Here is a 14583-nt window from a genome sequence, read left to right as displayed (position 1 = left end):
GCGGCCTGCGGGCCGCTTCGGAAGGAGGACTCACAGGCGCGATGTCACCGACCATCATCGTCGCCGGAATCGGTTCCGGCGGCGAAGACCATATTACGCTGGGCGTCTGGCGGCGGCTGCAGGAGACGCCGCGGCGCTATGTGCGGACCGCAAGCCATCCCGCGGTCCGGAAGCTCACCGAACACGGGCTGGCTTTCGAATCATTCGATCATTTCTACGAACAGTCGGATTCGTTCCCGGACGTGTACGAGCGGATCGCGGACGAGCTGATCCGGCTGGCGCAGGCGGACGGGCAGCCGCTTCTCTATGCGGTGCCGGGCCATCCGATGGTGGCCGAGCGGACGGTGCGGCTGCTCTCCGAGCGGTGCGGCGGCGCCGGCATCCGGCTTGAGATCGTCGGCGGCGAAAGCTTCCTCGACCAGGCGTTCATCCGGCTCGGCTTCGATCCGATCGAAGGATTCCAGCTGCTCGATGCGGCGGACGTGAAGCCTTCCCTGCTCCGGCCGGAGCTGCATACCGTCATCGCCCAGGTGTACGACAAGTTCACCGCGTCCGACGTCAAGCTGTCGCTGATGGAGCGCTACCCGGACGATCACCCGGTGACGGTCGGGCACGCGCTGGGCGTTCCGGGCGAGGAGCGGATCGAGACCGTGCCGCTGCACGACCTGGACCGGCTGGAGGAATACGGCAACCTGACCCTGGTCTGGCTGCCGAAGTCCGGCGATCCGATGCTGCGCAACCGGTCGTTCGACCGGCTGCATGAGATCGTTGCCATCCTCCGCAGCCCGGAAGGCTGTCCCTGGGATCGGGAGCAGACGCACCGGTCCATCCGGAAAAATTTCATCGAGGAAACCTACGAAGCGATCGAGGCGATCGACAACGACGATCCCGTCGGCATGCAGGAAGAATTCGGCGACGTGCTGCTGCAGGTGATGCTGCACAGCCAGATGGAAGCGGAGAACGGCACGTTCGACGTATACGACGTCATCCAGTCGCTGAACGAGAAGCTGCTGTTCCGGCATCCGCACGTTTTCGGCGAGACCGGCGCGGCGAACGCGCAAGAGGCGCTCGCGAGCTGGGAGCGGATGAAAGCGGAGGAGAGGCGGCGGAAAGGCCTCTCGGAGCGGTCGTCCGTGCTGGACGGCATCCCGCGCGACCTGCCCGCGCTCATGAAGGCGTACGCGCTGCAGAAGAAGGCGGCCAAAGTCGGGTTCGACTGGGCGGAGATCGGCCCGGCGCTGGACAAGGTCGGCGAGGAGCTGCGGGAGCTGCGCGAAGCGGTCGCGGCGGGGAAAGACAAGGAAGAGCAGGCGCTGGAGCTCGGCGATCTCTTGTTCGCAACCGTCAACGTTGCCCGGTTCATCGGCGCCGATCCCGAGGAAGCGCTCGCCCGGACGAACGCGAAATTCAGCCGCCGTTTCGCCTATATCGAGGAGCAGCTCAAGAAAAGCGGTAAGACTTTCGGGGAAACGAATCTCGAGGAAATGGATCGTTGGTGGGAGGAAGCGAAACGTAAGAACTAGGACTTTTCGACTTTATCCCGCGTTTTTCCCCGATAAATCGAAAAAAATCACGCGGTCCGGCAGGATTTTCCCATTCCCGGAAAGAATAGAAGATGCGGATGCATTGCAACTCCGCCGCGGAGCGGCTGACGTCTCCGTGCGGACACTATTATGACGAAGGATATCAGGAGGCTGTGAGCAGATGAACAAGACGGATCTGATCAACAACATTGCCGCGAAGAGCGGGCTGTCGAAGCGCGACGTCGAGACGGTGCTGAACGGTTTTCTGGGTGAAGTGACGGCAGCGCTGCAATCCGGGGACAAAGTTCAGCTGATCGGTTTCGGCACGTTCGAGACGCGTCAGCGCAACGGCCGCAAGGGCCGCAACCCGCAAACGGGCAAGACGATCGAGATTCCTGCATCGAAAGTCCCGGCGTTCAAAGCGGGCAACAAGCTGAAAGAAGCCGTAAAGTAATACATGAGGCTGGACAAATTCCTCAAAGTATCCCGGCTGATCAAACGGCGGACGGTGGCGAAGGACGTCTCCGAACAGGGGCGCGTCTGGATCAACGGCCGCGAGGCGAAGCCGAGCAGCACGGTCAAAGTTGGCGACGAACTGACGATCCAGTTCGGCCAGAAGACGGTGACGGTCCGGGTCGAGCGGCTCGCCGAGACGACCCGCAAGGACGATGCCGCCGGACTCTACACCTTGCTGCGTGAAGAATTCCGCCGGGAAGGCGAAGAGGAAGAGCAATAAGGCTTCACCGACAACGAAGGCCGTCTTCGGCGCCGCGGACCGCGGCGTCCGGGGGCGGTCTTTCCTTCTTGTCCGACCTGTTCTAAACCTTGTCCTTCTTCCATATCCATGGTGATAAGGGAGGAGGCCAGGCCATGATGATGGAACAGACGAAAGCGAAACGCCAGGAAATCAAAATGTTGAACCGCAAAGTGCTGGAGATCACGGGCATCCGGAACGTGGAGAGCTTCGACAGCGAGGAGTTCCTGCTCGATACCGAGCTCGGCTTCCTGACCGTGCGCGGTCAGAACCTGCACATGAAACATCTCAGCCTCGAGCAGGGGCTCGTCGCCATCGAAGGCGCGATCCATACGATCGCCTATCTCGACGGCGCGTCGGTCGACAAATCCAAAGGCTTCTTCGGGAAGTTGTTCAAGTGAGCCTGCAGGTCCAGTTTCTGACGCTCGCTTATGTGGCGCTGGCCGGCATCGGCATGGGTGCGGCCTTCGACGGCTACCGGGTCGCAGCCCGCGAGCTGAACGCCGGCCGGCTGTGGATTCCCGTGTTCGACCTCCTGTACTGGCTGCTGGCCACGCTGGTTGTTTTTCGCGTGCTGCTGGCGGTCAACGAAGGCGAGGTGCGGCTGCCCGTCTTCCTCGGCTTTTTCATCGGGCTCGCATTTTATTTCTGGCTGCTCAGCGGACCGGTCATCCGCCTGTACCGGCTGCTGGCCGCGGCCGTCCGCCGGCTCTGGCGGCTTGCCGTCGGCACCGCGGATGTGCTCGTCGTCCGGCCGCTGCGATGGCTGGTTCGGCTTTCAAATGGGTTTTTCAGACTAGTCTCTGGAGCCTCTATGTATCTGTTCCGGTTTATGGTACAATTATTAAATCCAATACTTGGATTGGTCGCCCGGCTCGCGCGGCCTGTATGGCTCCCGATCAGCAAAACGGCGGCGAGATGGGCGAAAGCGGCGGGACTTGCGCCGCTGACCGAAAGATTGGCTGCCATGATACGCAATTGGCGGAACAGGCGATCCTAGGAGGTACGGCACGTGGCGGATGCCCGAAAGCATACTCCCTCCCGAACGGGCATGAAGCGGCGTTTGCGGCTCTGGTTTTTGATCGTCGCTTCGTTCATGGGGTGGGCGGTCTATACATCCGTTCAGCAGCTTGAGGCCCGATCGGAGACGATCAAGACGCTGAAAGCGCTGCAGGACCAGGTCGCAGCAGCCGAACAGCGCGAGGCTGAACTCGAGTTCGAAATCGAGCGGCTGGGCAACCCGGAATACATCAAGGAACTTGCCCGGAAAAACGGCCTCACCATGCCCGGAGAACAGCCGATCCAGGTGACGGAAAGCGGCGACTGAGCGCCGCTGGCCGCTGTTGTTTTGCATTCGGCGTTCGGTTATAATCACGGATAGAACAGCCTTTCGCTGGAGCCTGAGTCAGCCATGCCCCAAGCGTATGGAAGTGTTCTTCTTTGATTTAATCATTTAGGGAGGCCAATCTTATTCATGGCAATTGAAGTGGGAGCCAAGTTAGAGGGCAAAGTGACGGGCATTACGCATTTCGGGGCATTCGTCGATCTGGCTGACGGTGTCACGGGGCTCGTGCACATTTCGGAAATTGCCGACCACTACGTCAAAGACGTGAATGACCACCTGAAAATCGACGACATCGTCACGGTGAAGGTGATCAACGTCGACAAGGATGGCAAGATCGGTCTGTCGATCAAGCAGGCCATCGATCGTCCGGAAGGCTATGTTCCTCCGCAGCGCGGCGACCGGCAAGGCCGGCCCGGAGACCGCAGACCGGGCGGACGCGGCGGATTCAGATCGGCTCCCGGCAAAATGTCCTTCGAGGAGAAAATGTCCCGGTTCTTGAGAGACAGCGAGGAACGCATTTCCTCCCTGAAGAAGAATACGGAAGGCAAACGCGGAGGCCGCGGATCGAGACGCGGCTGAGGCAAATTGTTGAAGATGCAGGCAGAACCGACAGGTTCTGCCTTTTTTGATGCAATAGATCCCTGTTTACAAGACACCAAAAAGTGTCGTATAGTGGATATGTCACCGAATGATGGCGCATACCATGTTTAAGCGGGTGATTTTTCCATAACCATATCAAACATTGCTACTGGAGTGGGTACCGTGAGCAAAGTTCAACAACGAGACGTCTTCGATGCGATTGCCGATCCGACGAGACGCCGGCTGATCCAGCTGCTCGCCGAAGCGGAGGATCTGCCGCTGCATGAGCTGGCCTCGCATTTTCCGATGGGCCGGACCGGCGTTTCCAAACATCTGGGCATTCTGAAAGAGGCCGGGCTTGTGAAAGACCGCAAGGTGGGCAGGGAGACCCGCTACAAGCTGGATGCGGCACCGCTGAAAGAGGTTCAGGACTGGGTCGCCTATTACAGCAACTACTGGAGCGCCAACATGATGCGGTTGGGCCAATTGCTCGAGGAGGAGGAGGACGCATGAGTTTTTCGTTAAACATGGATTTTCAGTTTGAGACGACGGTGGAGAAGCTGTGGTCCGCCTTGACCGATTCCCGCAAGCTGGCCAAATGGATCGCGGACAACGACTTCAAGCCGGTGGTCGGGCATCGATTCCAGTTCCGCCATCAGCCGAACGAGTACTGGGACGGCATCGTGGACAGCGAAGTGCTCGCCGTGGAAGCGCCGCATCGGCTGTCCTTCTCATGGGTGGTCGGCGAGGAGCGGCACACGGTGACGCTGACCCTGGACGATCTCGGGAACGGCAAGGTGCACCTGCGCCTCGAACAGACCGGTCTCTCGAACAAGGCGGCGCTGGCCGGCGCCCAATACGGCTGGAAGGCCTGGGTCGAAAAGCTGGAGCAGGTATTGGCGGAGTAAAAGCCAAAAGCGCGGCGGAGGGAAAACGGGCAGCTGTACTTTCCCGGCACGGGAGCCGCGGATGATCCATTGAGAGGAGCTGAGCGCATGGGATTTCTGCAGGACAATCTGATTCCGTTTTTCAGGCAACGGGGGATCGTCTTCAGGGAAAGCCGCAGAGAGGCGGACGATGTCGTGAGCTTCCTGTTCGACAAGCCGGATGATCTGGCCTGGAAGGCGGGGCAATACGGGCTGTTCACGATCACGCACAAGAAAATCAAAAACGCGACGAAACCGTTCAGCGTCTCGTCCGCGCCCGCCGAGAACGTCAGCTGCTTTACGTGGACAGCCACCGGCGGCATCTGTTCAAAGACGAACTGGACCGGATCGCCGACCTGTCCGCCGTCAGCATCGACTACCTGGACTCGCGCGATCAGCTGTACCGCGAGCTCGACCGGCTGGCCGACGCGTACCGCAAGGACGGCAGCATCATGATTGCGGGACCGCAATCGATGGTGAATCCGCTTGCGGCGGAGCTGAGAAACCGGAAAATTCCGAAGCGGAACATCGTCAAAGACGCGTTCTTCGGCTATTAATTCGGAGGAGACGGAAGGAAAGATCCGCTGGCGTTCGCCACATGAAGCCAGGATCGGACGGAAGCCGCGCCGCTTTCGTCCGCGGATTTTGCCGGTCCGTCGGACCTTCAAATTTCTCGTGATGCGGGCGAATGCAGGCGCGGCGGGCATTCGCCCTTTGTCGTCCGCCCTGGCGGAGGCGCGCTGCTTGTGTCGGAAAAAAAATAGCCGCCGCCTACCGAATATGACAAACTCCTGAAGGCACCCCGCCTATAATAGGAGTCACTTCTCGCGTCCGCTGCGGGCAAGTGCGGACAAGCATATTCGGATGGGTGGTGCTGTTCAAGATGGACAAGCAGAATATTGTGCCGCTTCCCGGGACCGGCAGCCGGCACGGCGGCGGCCGGTCGAAGCTCGGGTACAGATGGCGGAAGCTATCGTCATCGGCCTCGCAGCTGTTCCTGTCCCGGCGCTGGACGATGCTGATCGCCGTGGTCGGCCTGCTGCTCGGCCGCGCCGCGATATTGGACACGCTCGCGCCGTTCGCGGCCGCCTATTTCGCCGTCATTTATTTCCTGCGCCGCGATGCGGCCTTCATTGCCGCGCTGGCGCTCGTCGCCGGCAGCTGGCTGGCCGCCGCGCCCCAGGCCTGGTCGACCGCGGCCGAGCTGCTCGTGTTCTACCTGCTCGTGCGCGGGATGGAGGCTTACGAGCGCGCTGAAATATCCTATGCGCCGCTGCTCGTTTTTATATCCGCCTTGCTGGTGCAATTGTTCGGCGTCGTGCTGGACAAGGCGCTGACCGGCTACCAGCTGCTCATGGTCGGGGTGGAGGCGGGCCTGGCGTTCGTGCTCACCCTCGTCTTCATCCAGGCGGTTCCCGTCCTGATGCTGACGAAGAAGCCGGCGCTGCTGCGCAATGAAGAGATCATCTGTCTGATGATTCTGCTTGCTTCAATCATGACGGGCGCGGCCGGCTGGACGGTCTATGATCTGGAGATTACGCACATCCTGTCGCGCTACGTCCTGCTCCTGTTCGCGCTGGCCGGCGGCGCCCTGCTCGGCGCGTCGGTCGGCGTGATCGCCGGGCTCATCCTCAGCCTGGCCGACTTCGGCGCCGTCCTGCAGATGAGCCTGCTCGCGTTCGCGGGGCTGCTCGCCGGCCTGCTCCGGGAAGGCGGCAAGCCGGCCGCGGCTTTCGGCATGCTGCTCGGGACGACGATCCTGTCCGTCTATGTCGGCGGAACGGAAGGCGCGCTCACTTCGACGTGGGAATCGGCAGCCGCCGCGCTGCTGTTCCTGATGACACCGCGCGCGCTGCTGAAGACGATCGCCCGCTATGTGCCGGGCACGGCCGAGCATGCGCGGTCACAGCACGAATACGCCCGCCGGGTTCGCGACGTGACCGCGCAGCGGGTGACGCAATTCTCCGAAGTGTTCCGTCAGCTCTCGGAAAGCTTCGCCGAGACGGCCGATGTCGAACCGTTCGGCCGGCGGCAGCAGGAACGGGTCCACTTCGTCAACGCCGCGGCCGAGGCGGTCTGCGCGACCTGCTTCCGGCAGCAGCAATGCTGGGAGGGAAAGTTCCAGCAGACGTACCGGCTCATGAAAGAAATGACGGCGTCCGTCGAGCGCGAACGGCCGCAGCTGGGCGAGGAGCTGCCGGAGACGTGGACCAGGCACTGCGTCAAGCCGCATCAGGTGCTCGCCGTGCTGCGTCAGCAGGTTGAGCTGGTCGAACATGACCGGCTGTGGCGGAAGCGCATCCGGGAGTCGCGCCGCCTGGTGGCCGACCAGCTGTCGGGCGTCTCGCGGATCATGCAGGATCTGGCGCGGGAGATCCGCCGGGAAGGCCAGGAGATGCACCTGCAGGAAGAGCAGATCCGCGAGGCGGTGGAAGGACTCGGCCTGTCGATCCGCAGCGTCGAGATCATCAGCCTGGAGGAAGGCAACGTCGAGATCGAAATCGCCCATACGTTCCCGCGGGGGTTCGATGAATGCCGGAAAATGATCGCGCCGCTGCTGACCGACATCCTCGGCGAACCGATCGCGGTGAAATCGGAGCGCCTGCCGGAGCGCAGCGGGGAGCCGTCGATTGTGACGTTCGCATCGGCGAAGGCGTATGAAGTGGAGACCGGCGTGGCCGGAACGGCCAAGGGCGGCGGGCTGCTGTCGGGCGACAGCTACAGCACGGTGGAGCTGGCGAACGGCAAGTTCGCTGTGGCCGTGAGCGACGGCATGGGCGGCGGCGAGCGGGCGCGGCTGGAGAGCCGCTCGGCGCTGGACATGCTGCATCAGCTGCTGCAGTCGGGGATGGACGAGAAGCTGGCGATCCAGACGGTCAATTCGGTGCTGCTCCTCCGCTCGGCCGACGAAATGTTCGCGACGGTGGATGTGGCGCTCATCGACCGGTACACGGCGAAGACGACGTTCCTGAAGGTCGGCTCCACGCCGAGCTACATCAAGCGGGGCAACGACGTCATCCCGATCACCGCCGGCAATCTGCCGATCGGCATCCTGCAGGAGATCGACGTCGATCTCGTCCGCGTGCAGCTCTATCCCGGCGACACGCTGATCATGATGACCGACGGCGTGTACGACGCGCCGGGGCACGCGGTGAACAAGGAGATCTGGATGAAGCGCATCATTCAGGAGCTGAAGGCGGAAGATCCGCAGCAGATGGCGGAAGAGCTGCTCGACACGGTGCTGCGCAGCAGCCCGGACGAAATCCGCGACGACATGACGATCGTCGTCGCCAAGGTGCGGAGGTTCCAGCCGGAATGGGCGACGTTCCGCTGGCCGGGGCTGACAAAGCTGGAGCGTCCGAGGACGGTAAGCTGAAAAAGTCTGAAACATTTTCGCGTCATGCAAATCTCTCGCCGAAGTTTACCTCTCTTCCATATCGGGCATGCTGTTAACAGAATCGATAGATTCGAGATTCGAAGGAGGGGCTTCGGCCATGAGACAATTGTTGCTGATCACGGACGGCTGCTCGAACGTCGGGATGAGCCCGGTCGTCGCGGCGGCCCATGCGAAGGCGGAAGGCATTACGGTGAATGTGATCGGGGTGGTGGAACGCGGCGAATCGATTTCTTCCGCGGAAGTCGAGATCGAGGAAATCGCGCGCGCCGGCGGCGGCATGAGCCGGCTTGTTGAAACGCGCCAACTGTCGCAGACCGTGCAGATGATGACGCGCAAGACGGTCGTGACGACGATCCAGCAGGCGGTGAACAAGGAGCTCCGGCAGGTGTTCGGCGCGGAATCGATCGAGGCGCTGCCTCCGGAGCGGCGCGGCGAAGTCGTGCGCGTCATCGACGAGCTCGGCGAATCATCGCCGCTGAAAGTCGCGTTGCTCATCGACACGAGCGCGAGCATGCGTCCGAAGCTGGCGGCGGTCGAGGAAGCGATCCGCGATCTCGTGCTCAGCCTGCAGTCACGCTCCGGACGGAGCGAGATTGCCGTGTTCCATTTTCCCGATTCGGAAAACGGCGAGGGCTGCGTCTGCGATCTGGACTGGACGGACAACATCGCCGGCGTGAAACGCATTCTGCCGCGGCTGGCCATGCGCGGCACGACGCCGACCGGACCGGCGATGATGCAGGTCATTGATTTTTTCCGTCAGGGCGATTATGGTAGAACCATCAGAGGCGAAATGGACGGGATGACAGGTGAAGACGTCGTCTGAACTTCGGCTGGCGCCCGGCACGGTCATCACGGGCAAATGGAATCGCGGCCGGTACCGGGTCGAGCGCCTGCTCGGAGAGGGGGCGAACGGCAAGGTTTACCTGGTGGAACACAGCCGCCGCCTGTATGCGATGAAGGTCGGCGGGGACGCGGTGGATCTGCAGTCCGAGATCAACGTTCTCCGCAGCCTGGCATCCCGGCGGCGGAGAACGGAACCGTTCCTGCTCGCCGTCGACGATTATGTCCATGAAGACGGCGCGGAATATCCGTTCTACATCATGCGGTATGTGCGCGGCAGCGTGCTGCACGAATATTTGCAGCGCGAAGGCGCGGACTGGTTCCCGCTCGTCGGGTACAATCTGCTCGGCAAGCTGGCCGAGCTGCACGAAGCGGGCTTCGCGTTCGGCGATCTGAAGCGGGAGAACGTGCTGGTCGGCAGCTACGGCCGCGTGGAGCTGGTCGATTACGGCGGCGCGACGGCGATCGGCAAGAGCGTCCGCCAGTTCACCGAGCTGTACGACCGCGGGTACTGGAATGCGGGCAGCCGGACGGCCGAAGGGACCTACGACCTGTTCTCATTCGCGGTGCTGTGCCTTCATCTGTTCGAAGGCCGGCGGCTGCTGCAGCTGACGAAGACGCTGCTGCCGCAGAACCGCTCGCCGGCGGATTTGATCCGGCTGACAACCGGCCATCCGGCGCTGAAACCGTTCGCCGGCTGGCTGGCCCGCGCGCTGCGCGGCGAATTCGCTTCCGCGCGGGAAGGTGCCGCCGCCTGGCAGCGGATCATGTACGGCGGAGGCGTGAAGATGAACCGGAAGCGGGCGCCCTCGGGCTGGGCGGCCGGCCTGTTCGCCTGCACGATGATCGCGCTGGCGGCGGCGATCGTATGGATGATGACGGAAGGCGTGCTCCCGACCGGGCTGTCGTGACGGAGTCCGGCGCATGCGGCATGCTTCTTCGCCATGCGCACATTTGCAGGTGGGGGGACGGCAGGATGGATCTGGCGGCGCGCATCCGGCGGACGGCGGAGCGGGAAGGGCTCTGGCAGCCGGGCGATACGATACTGGCCGCCGTATCGGGCGGTCCGGATTCGACGGCGCTGCTGCATCTCTTGCGGCGGCTGTCCGGCGAATGCGGCTTCAGGCTCGCGGCGGCCCATGTCAATCACGGCTTCCGCGGCGAGGAATCGGCGCGGGAAGCGGAATTCGTGCGCCGGCTGTGCGAAGAACTCGGCGTGCCGCTCGACGCGGTCGAATACGATCTTCCTTCTTATATAGAAGAGACGGGGATGAACGCACAAGCGGCGGCGCGGGAGAAGCGGTACGCGTTCCTGCGATTGGCGGCGGCGCGGAGGGGCGCATCGCGGATCGCGCTGGCGCACCATGCGGACGACCAGGCCGAGACGGTGCTCATGCGGCTGCTGCGCGGGGCCGGGACGTCCGGCATCGCCGGCATGCCGATGAAGCGGCGCGAAGGAAATGTGGAACTGATCCGGCCGCTGCTTCGTATATCCAAATTGGAGCTGCTGCAGTACTGCGCGCGTGAAGGGCTTGTCTATTGCGAGGACAGCAGCAACCGCAAGACGGTGTACTTCCGCAACGCCGTCCGGCTGGAGATTCTGCCGTTCCTCGAGCGATACAACCCGAACGTGTCCGCGTCGCTCGTGCGGCTGGCCGAGATCAGCCGCGCGGAGGACGACTTCCTGACGCGGGAAGCGGAACGTGCGATGGCCGGACTCGTGCGCCGGGAACAGGGCGGATTTGCCATGGAACGCGGCGCGTTTCTCGGCCTGCATGTCGCTTTACAAAGAAGATTGATTACTCTAATATTAATCTATCTGGGGGTGGAAAAAGGGTCCATCCCGTTCGAACGGATCGACGCTATCCGGGAAGCCGCCGCGGAAGGCTCGCCGACGACATCGGTGATCGAGGCCGGCCGCGGCGTCCGCTTCTTGCGGGAATACGACGTGCTGCGGTGGATGACGGGCGATGCGGCTGCGGACGACGCCGGGTTCGAGTATGAAGTGGCGGCGGATGTCGGCGAGCTTGCGGTGCCCGAAGCGGGTGGCCGGCTCGTCTTCCGCCGCATTCTCCGCGCGGCGGGCGAACCGCTGCCCTCGCCGGGCGCGGAGTCCCGCTGCGCGGCGCTGTTCGACGAAGACGCCGTCGCTTATCCGCTTCGCGTTCGTTCCCGCCGGCCCGGCGACCGGATGCGCCTCTCCGGTTTAAACGGCTCCAAAAAGGTGCAAGATATTTTCGTTGACGGCAAGGTTGCGCGGGCAAGGCGCAGCCGGATTCCGCTTGTTGTGGATGCCGAAGGCCGGCTGCTCTGGATTGCCGGCATCCGGCGATCGGCGGATGCACCGGTGACGGAGGACACGACGCGCATACTGCGGATCGAGTGGCAGGATGATACATTGGAGGTCTGGCGTTGTTAAGCGACATTCAGGAAATCTTGTATGACGAAGAGCAGATCCGGCATAAAGTAATTGAAATGGGCCGTCAGCTCAGCCGCGATTTCAAGGATCAGAATCCGTTGGTCATCTGCATTCTGAAAGGCGCATTCATCTTCATGGCCGATCTGGTGAAAGCGATGGACATTCCGCTGGAGATCGATTTCATGGCCGTCTCCAGCTACGGCGCGTCCACGAAATCGTCCGGCGTCGTCAAGATCGTGAAAGATCTGGACGTGCCGGTGGAAGGACGCGATGTGCTCATCGTCGAGGACATCATCGACAGCGGCCTCACCCTCAGCTATCTGATCGATGTGCTCGAACGCCGCAACGCGAAGTCCGTGACGGTCGCGACGCTCTTCGACAAGCCGTCCGGCCGGACGGTCGAACTCGAAGCGAACTACGTCGGCTACACGCTGCCGGATGCATTCGTTGTCGGTTACGGACTCGATTACGCGGAGAAATACCGCAACCTGCCGTTCATCGGCATTCTGAAGCCGGAAGTCTACAGCCGATGACTCCGGAGAACGTTCGTCGGCGGAGCTGCCCAACCGGGGGCGTTCCCGCGCCATGCCTCCTCACGGTCGTGTTGTGATGGCAAGACGTGCTATGGTAAAATAGTTGAAGCGCCTTGAGAGGAGGTAGGGGATGAATCGGTTCCTGAAGAATACGGGATTCTATCTGATCATCTTTCTCGTTACCGTCGGAATCGTCCATTTCATCAGCAACCAGAATGAAACGACCGAGCGGAAATCATACGACGAACTGCGCCAGCTGATCAAGGCGGACAATGTCGAAGAACTGACGCTCCGGTATGACGGCGCTTCGTATCTCGCCACGGGCAAATACCGCATGCCTCCCGCCGGGGTGCAGCAGAACGCGTTCTACTCCCGGATACCGGCGGAAGAATTTGCGATCGAGGAAATCAAGGACGCTTCCGAACAGAACGGGTTTAGATTATATGTGGAGAAGCAGCAGGGCCAGAGCATCTGGCTGACGTTCCTCACCTCCATCATACCGTTCGTCATCATGTTCATCCTGTTCTTCTTCCTCATTAATCAGGCGCAGGGCGGCGGCGGCAAGGTGATGAACTTCGGCAAGAGCCGTGCGCGTCTATATAATGAAGACAAGAAGCGGGTGACATTCGAGGACGTCGCGGGCGCCGACGAGGAGAAGCAGGAGTTGGTCGAAGTCGTCGAGTTCCTGAAGGATCCGCGCAAGTTCGCCGCGGTCGGCGCGCGCATTCCGAAGGGCGTGCTGCTCGTCGGCCCGCCGGGTACGGGCAAGACGCTGCTTGCCCGCGCGGTGGCCGGCGAAGCGGGCGTGCCGTTCTTCAGCATTTCCGGCTCCGACTTCGTGGAAATGTTCGTCGGTGTCGGCGCATCCCGCGTTCGCGACCTGTTCGAGAACGCGAAGAAGAATTCCCCGTGCATCATATTCATCGACGAGATCGACGCCGTCGGCCGGCAGCGGGGCGCCGGTCTGGGCGGCGGCCATGACGAACGCGAGCAGACGCTCAACCAGCTGCTCGTCGAGATGGACGGGTTCGGAGCGAACGAAGGCATCATCATCATCGCGGCGACGAACCGTCCGGACATTCTCGACCCGGCGCTGCTGCGCCCGGGCCGCTTCGACCGCCAGATTACGGTCGACCGTCCGGACGTGAAGGGACGCGAGGCGGTGCTCAAGGTGCACGCCCGCAACAAGCCGTTGGCGAAGGATGTCAATCTCGAGACGATCGCGAAGCGGACGACCGGGTTTACCGGCGCCGATCTGGAGAACCTGCTGAACGAGGCGGCGCTCCTGGCGGCCCGTCGGAACAAGCGGGAGATCGCGATGGTCGAGGTGGACGAGGCGATCGACCGCGTCATCGTCGGTACGGAGAAGCGCAGCCGCGTCATCAGCGACCGCGAGAAGCGGATCGTCGCGTACCACGAAGCGGGGCACACGGTCATCGGCTATTTCCTGGAACACGCGGACATGGTCCACAAGGTGACGATCATTCCGCGGGGCCGGGCGGGCGGCTACGTCATCATGCTGCCGAAGGAAGATCGAATGCTCGTCACGAAGCAGGAATTGCTCGACAAGGTGACCGGGCTGCTCGGCGGCCGGGTCGCGGAAGAGCTGTTCATCGGCGAGATCGGCACCGGCGCCTACAGCGACTTCAAACAGGCGACGTCGATCGTGCGCAGCATGATCATGGAATACGGCATGAGCGAGAAGCTCGGCCCGATGCAGTTCGGCAACTCGCAGGGACAGGTGTTCCTCGGCCGCGACCTCGGACACGAGCAGAACTACTCCGACGCGATCGCCTACGAGATCGACCAGGAGATGCAGCGCATCATCAACGAATGCTACACGCGCGCGAAGGAACTGCTCACCGCCAAGTCGCGGGAAGTGAAGCTCATCGCCGAGACGCTGCTTGAAGTCGAGACGCTCGAACTCGAACAGATCAAGCGGCTGATCGAGACCGGATCGCTGGACGGTGGTGCCGGCGGCGAAGGCGGCAGCGGCGAGGGCAATGCGGAGCCGAAGGAGACGAGCAGCGAGCCGGCAGTCGATACGCTGGGCAATGTGCGTGTCCGGATTCAATCGAAGGAGCCGGGCGAGGATACGCTGCCTCCGGGCGGCGACGACGGCAGCGGCGACAAGCGCGGCTGAACCGTCCCGGCATTTCAGCGACGGACAAGTCGACACAACCGCCTCGGCGCGGCCGAACAGGCCGCTGCCGGGGCGATTTTTGTGGTTCCGGCGGCGTGCGAAGGTCCTCAGGCGTCGGCATGCT

General features: G+C 62.4%; 16 protein-coding genes. All 16 read left to right on the top strand.

Going from position 1 to position 14583, the window contains the following annotated elements:
- The first annotated feature begins 41 nt into the window (after positions 1 to 41).
- The gene (yabN, locus tag THECO_RS17975) at positions 42 to 1523 is read left to right on the top strand and encodes a bifunctional methyltransferase/pyrophosphohydrolase YabN (RefSeq protein ID WP_041854645.1); all 1482 of its coding nucleotides are present in this window, start codon (positions 42 to 44) and stop codon (positions 1521 to 1523) included.
- Positions 1524 to 1704: 181 nt separating this feature from the next.
- Entirely contained in the window at positions 1705 to 1977 is a 273-nt protein-coding gene (locus tag THECO_RS17970; RefSeq protein ID WP_015256437.1) for an HU family DNA-binding protein, read from the top strand.
- Between the two features lie 3 nt (positions 1978 to 1980).
- Positions 1981 to 2259 (top strand): RNA-binding S4 domain-containing protein, encoded by a 279-nt coding sequence (locus tag THECO_RS17965; protein ID WP_015256436.1) that lies wholly within the window; start codon positions 1981 to 1983, stop codon positions 2257 to 2259.
- A 137-nt stretch (positions 2260 to 2396) separates the two neighbouring features.
- Positions 2397 to 2678, top strand: coding sequence for a sporulation protein YabP (gene yabP / locus THECO_RS17960; protein ID WP_041854644.1), 282 nt, complete (start codon positions 2397 to 2399; stop codon positions 2676 to 2678).
- On the top strand, positions 2675 to 3277 hold the full coding sequence (gene yabQ / locus THECO_RS17955; RefSeq protein ID WP_015256434.1) for a spore cortex biosynthesis protein YabQ: 603 nt from the start codon (positions 2675 to 2677) through the stop codon (positions 3275 to 3277). Before yabP ends, yabQ begins: the two co-directional genes overlap by 4 nt.
- A gap of 12 nt (positions 3278 to 3289) precedes the next feature.
- The gene (locus tag THECO_RS17950; protein WP_015256433.1) at positions 3290 to 3604 is read left to right on the top strand and encodes an FtsB family cell division protein; all 315 of its coding nucleotides are present in this window, start codon (positions 3290 to 3292) and stop codon (positions 3602 to 3604) included.
- Between the two features lie 147 nt (positions 3605 to 3751).
- A complete protein-coding gene (locus THECO_RS17945; protein WP_015256432.1) occupies positions 3752 to 4201 on the top strand; it encodes a S1 domain-containing RNA-binding protein in 450 nt (149 codons plus the stop codon).
- A gap of 183 nt (positions 4202 to 4384) precedes the next feature.
- Entirely contained in the window at positions 4385 to 4714 is a 330-nt protein-coding gene (locus tag THECO_RS17940; RefSeq protein ID WP_015256431.1) for an ArsR/SmtB family transcription factor, read from the top strand.
- A complete protein-coding gene (locus THECO_RS17935; RefSeq protein ID WP_015256430.1) occupies positions 4711 to 5109 on the top strand; it encodes an SRPBCC family protein in 399 nt (132 codons plus the stop codon). The genes THECO_RS17940 and THECO_RS17935 overlap by 4 nt, the downstream gene beginning before the upstream one ends.
- Before the next feature lie 320 nt (positions 5110 to 5429).
- Positions 5430 to 5684, top strand: coding sequence for a ferredoxin reductase domain-containing protein (locus THECO_RS22610; protein WP_041853987.1), 255 nt, complete (start codon positions 5430 to 5432; stop codon positions 5682 to 5684).
- A 326-nt stretch (positions 5685 to 6010) separates the two neighbouring features.
- Complete coding sequence (spoIIE, locus tag THECO_RS17925) at positions 6011 to 8503, top strand: stage II sporulation protein E (RefSeq protein WP_015256429.1); 2493 nt, start codon at positions 6011 to 6013, stop codon at positions 8501 to 8503.
- Positions 8504 to 8621: 118 nt separating this feature from the next.
- Positions 8622 to 9347 (top strand): vWA domain-containing protein, encoded by a 726-nt coding sequence (locus THECO_RS17920; RefSeq protein ID WP_015256428.1) that lies wholly within the window; start codon positions 8622 to 8624, stop codon positions 9345 to 9347.
- Positions 9331 to 10275, top strand: coding sequence for a protein kinase domain-containing protein (locus THECO_RS17915; protein ID WP_015256427.1), 945 nt, complete (start codon positions 9331 to 9333; stop codon positions 10273 to 10275). Before THECO_RS17920 ends, THECO_RS17915 begins: the two co-directional genes overlap by 17 nt.
- Positions 10276 to 10340: 65 nt before the next feature.
- A complete protein-coding gene (gene tilS, locus THECO_RS17910) occupies positions 10341 to 11783 on the top strand; it encodes a tRNA lysidine(34) synthetase TilS (RefSeq protein WP_015256426.1) in 1443 nt (480 codons plus the stop codon).
- Positions 11777 to 12316 carry a hypoxanthine phosphoribosyltransferase gene (hpt, locus tag THECO_RS17905; protein ID WP_015256425.1) on the top strand — a complete coding sequence of 180 codons (540 nt, stop codon included), beginning with the start codon at positions 11777 to 11779 and terminating at the stop codon, positions 12314 to 12316. The genes tilS and hpt overlap by 7 nt, the downstream gene beginning before the upstream one ends.
- A 130-nt stretch (positions 12317 to 12446) precedes the next feature.
- Positions 12447 to 14459, top strand: a complete 2013-nt coding sequence (gene ftsH, locus THECO_RS17900) for an ATP-dependent zinc metalloprotease FtsH (RefSeq protein ID WP_015256424.1) — start codon at positions 12447 to 12449, stop codon at positions 14457 to 14459.
- Positions 14460 to 14583 lie beyond the last annotated feature (124 nt).

Source organism: Thermobacillus composti KWC4, assembly GCF_000227705.2.
Classification (GTDB): Bacteria; Bacillota; Bacilli; order Paenibacillales; family Paenibacillaceae; genus Thermobacillus; species Thermobacillus xylanilyticus.
This window is presented reverse-complemented; position numbering and strand designations above follow the sequence as displayed.

What these genes read in the sequence shown, in the direction of transcription:
- THECO_RS17970 (WP_015256437.1), top strand. Translation starts at nt 1,705, where the DNA reads ATGAACAAGACGGATCTGATCAACAACATTGCCGCGAAGAGCGGGCTG.
- THECO_RS17945 (WP_015256432.1), top strand. Translation starts at nt 3,752, where the DNA reads ATGGCAATTGAAGTGGGAGCCAAGTTAGAGGGCAAAGTGACGGGCATT.
- yabN (WP_041854645.1), top strand. Translation starts at nt 42, where the DNA reads ATGTCACCGACCATCATCGTCGCCGGAATCGGTTCCGGCGGCGAAGAC.
- tilS (WP_015256426.1), top strand. Translation starts at nt 10,341, where the DNA reads ATGGATCTGGCGGCGCGCATCCGGCGGACGGCGGAGCGGGAAGGGCTC.
- THECO_RS17920 (WP_015256428.1), top strand. Translation starts at nt 8,622, where the DNA reads ATGAGACAATTGTTGCTGATCACGGACGGCTGCTCGAACGTCGGGATG.
- spoIIE (WP_015256429.1), top strand. Translation starts at nt 6,011, where the DNA reads ATGGACAAGCAGAATATTGTGCCGCTTCCCGGGACCGGCAGCCGGCAC.
- THECO_RS17965 (WP_015256436.1), top strand. Translation starts at nt 1,981, where the DNA reads ATGAGGCTGGACAAATTCCTCAAAGTATCCCGGCTGATCAAACGGCGG.
- yabP (WP_041854644.1), top strand. Translation starts at nt 2,397, where the DNA reads ATGATGGAACAGACGAAAGCGAAACGCCAGGAAATCAAAATGTTGAAC.
- ftsH (WP_015256424.1), top strand. Translation starts at nt 12,447, where the DNA reads ATGAATCGGTTCCTGAAGAATACGGGATTCTATCTGATCATCTTTCTC.
- THECO_RS17935 (WP_015256430.1), top strand. Translation starts at nt 4,711, where the DNA reads ATGAGTTTTTCGTTAAACATGGATTTTCAGTTTGAGACGACGGTGGAG.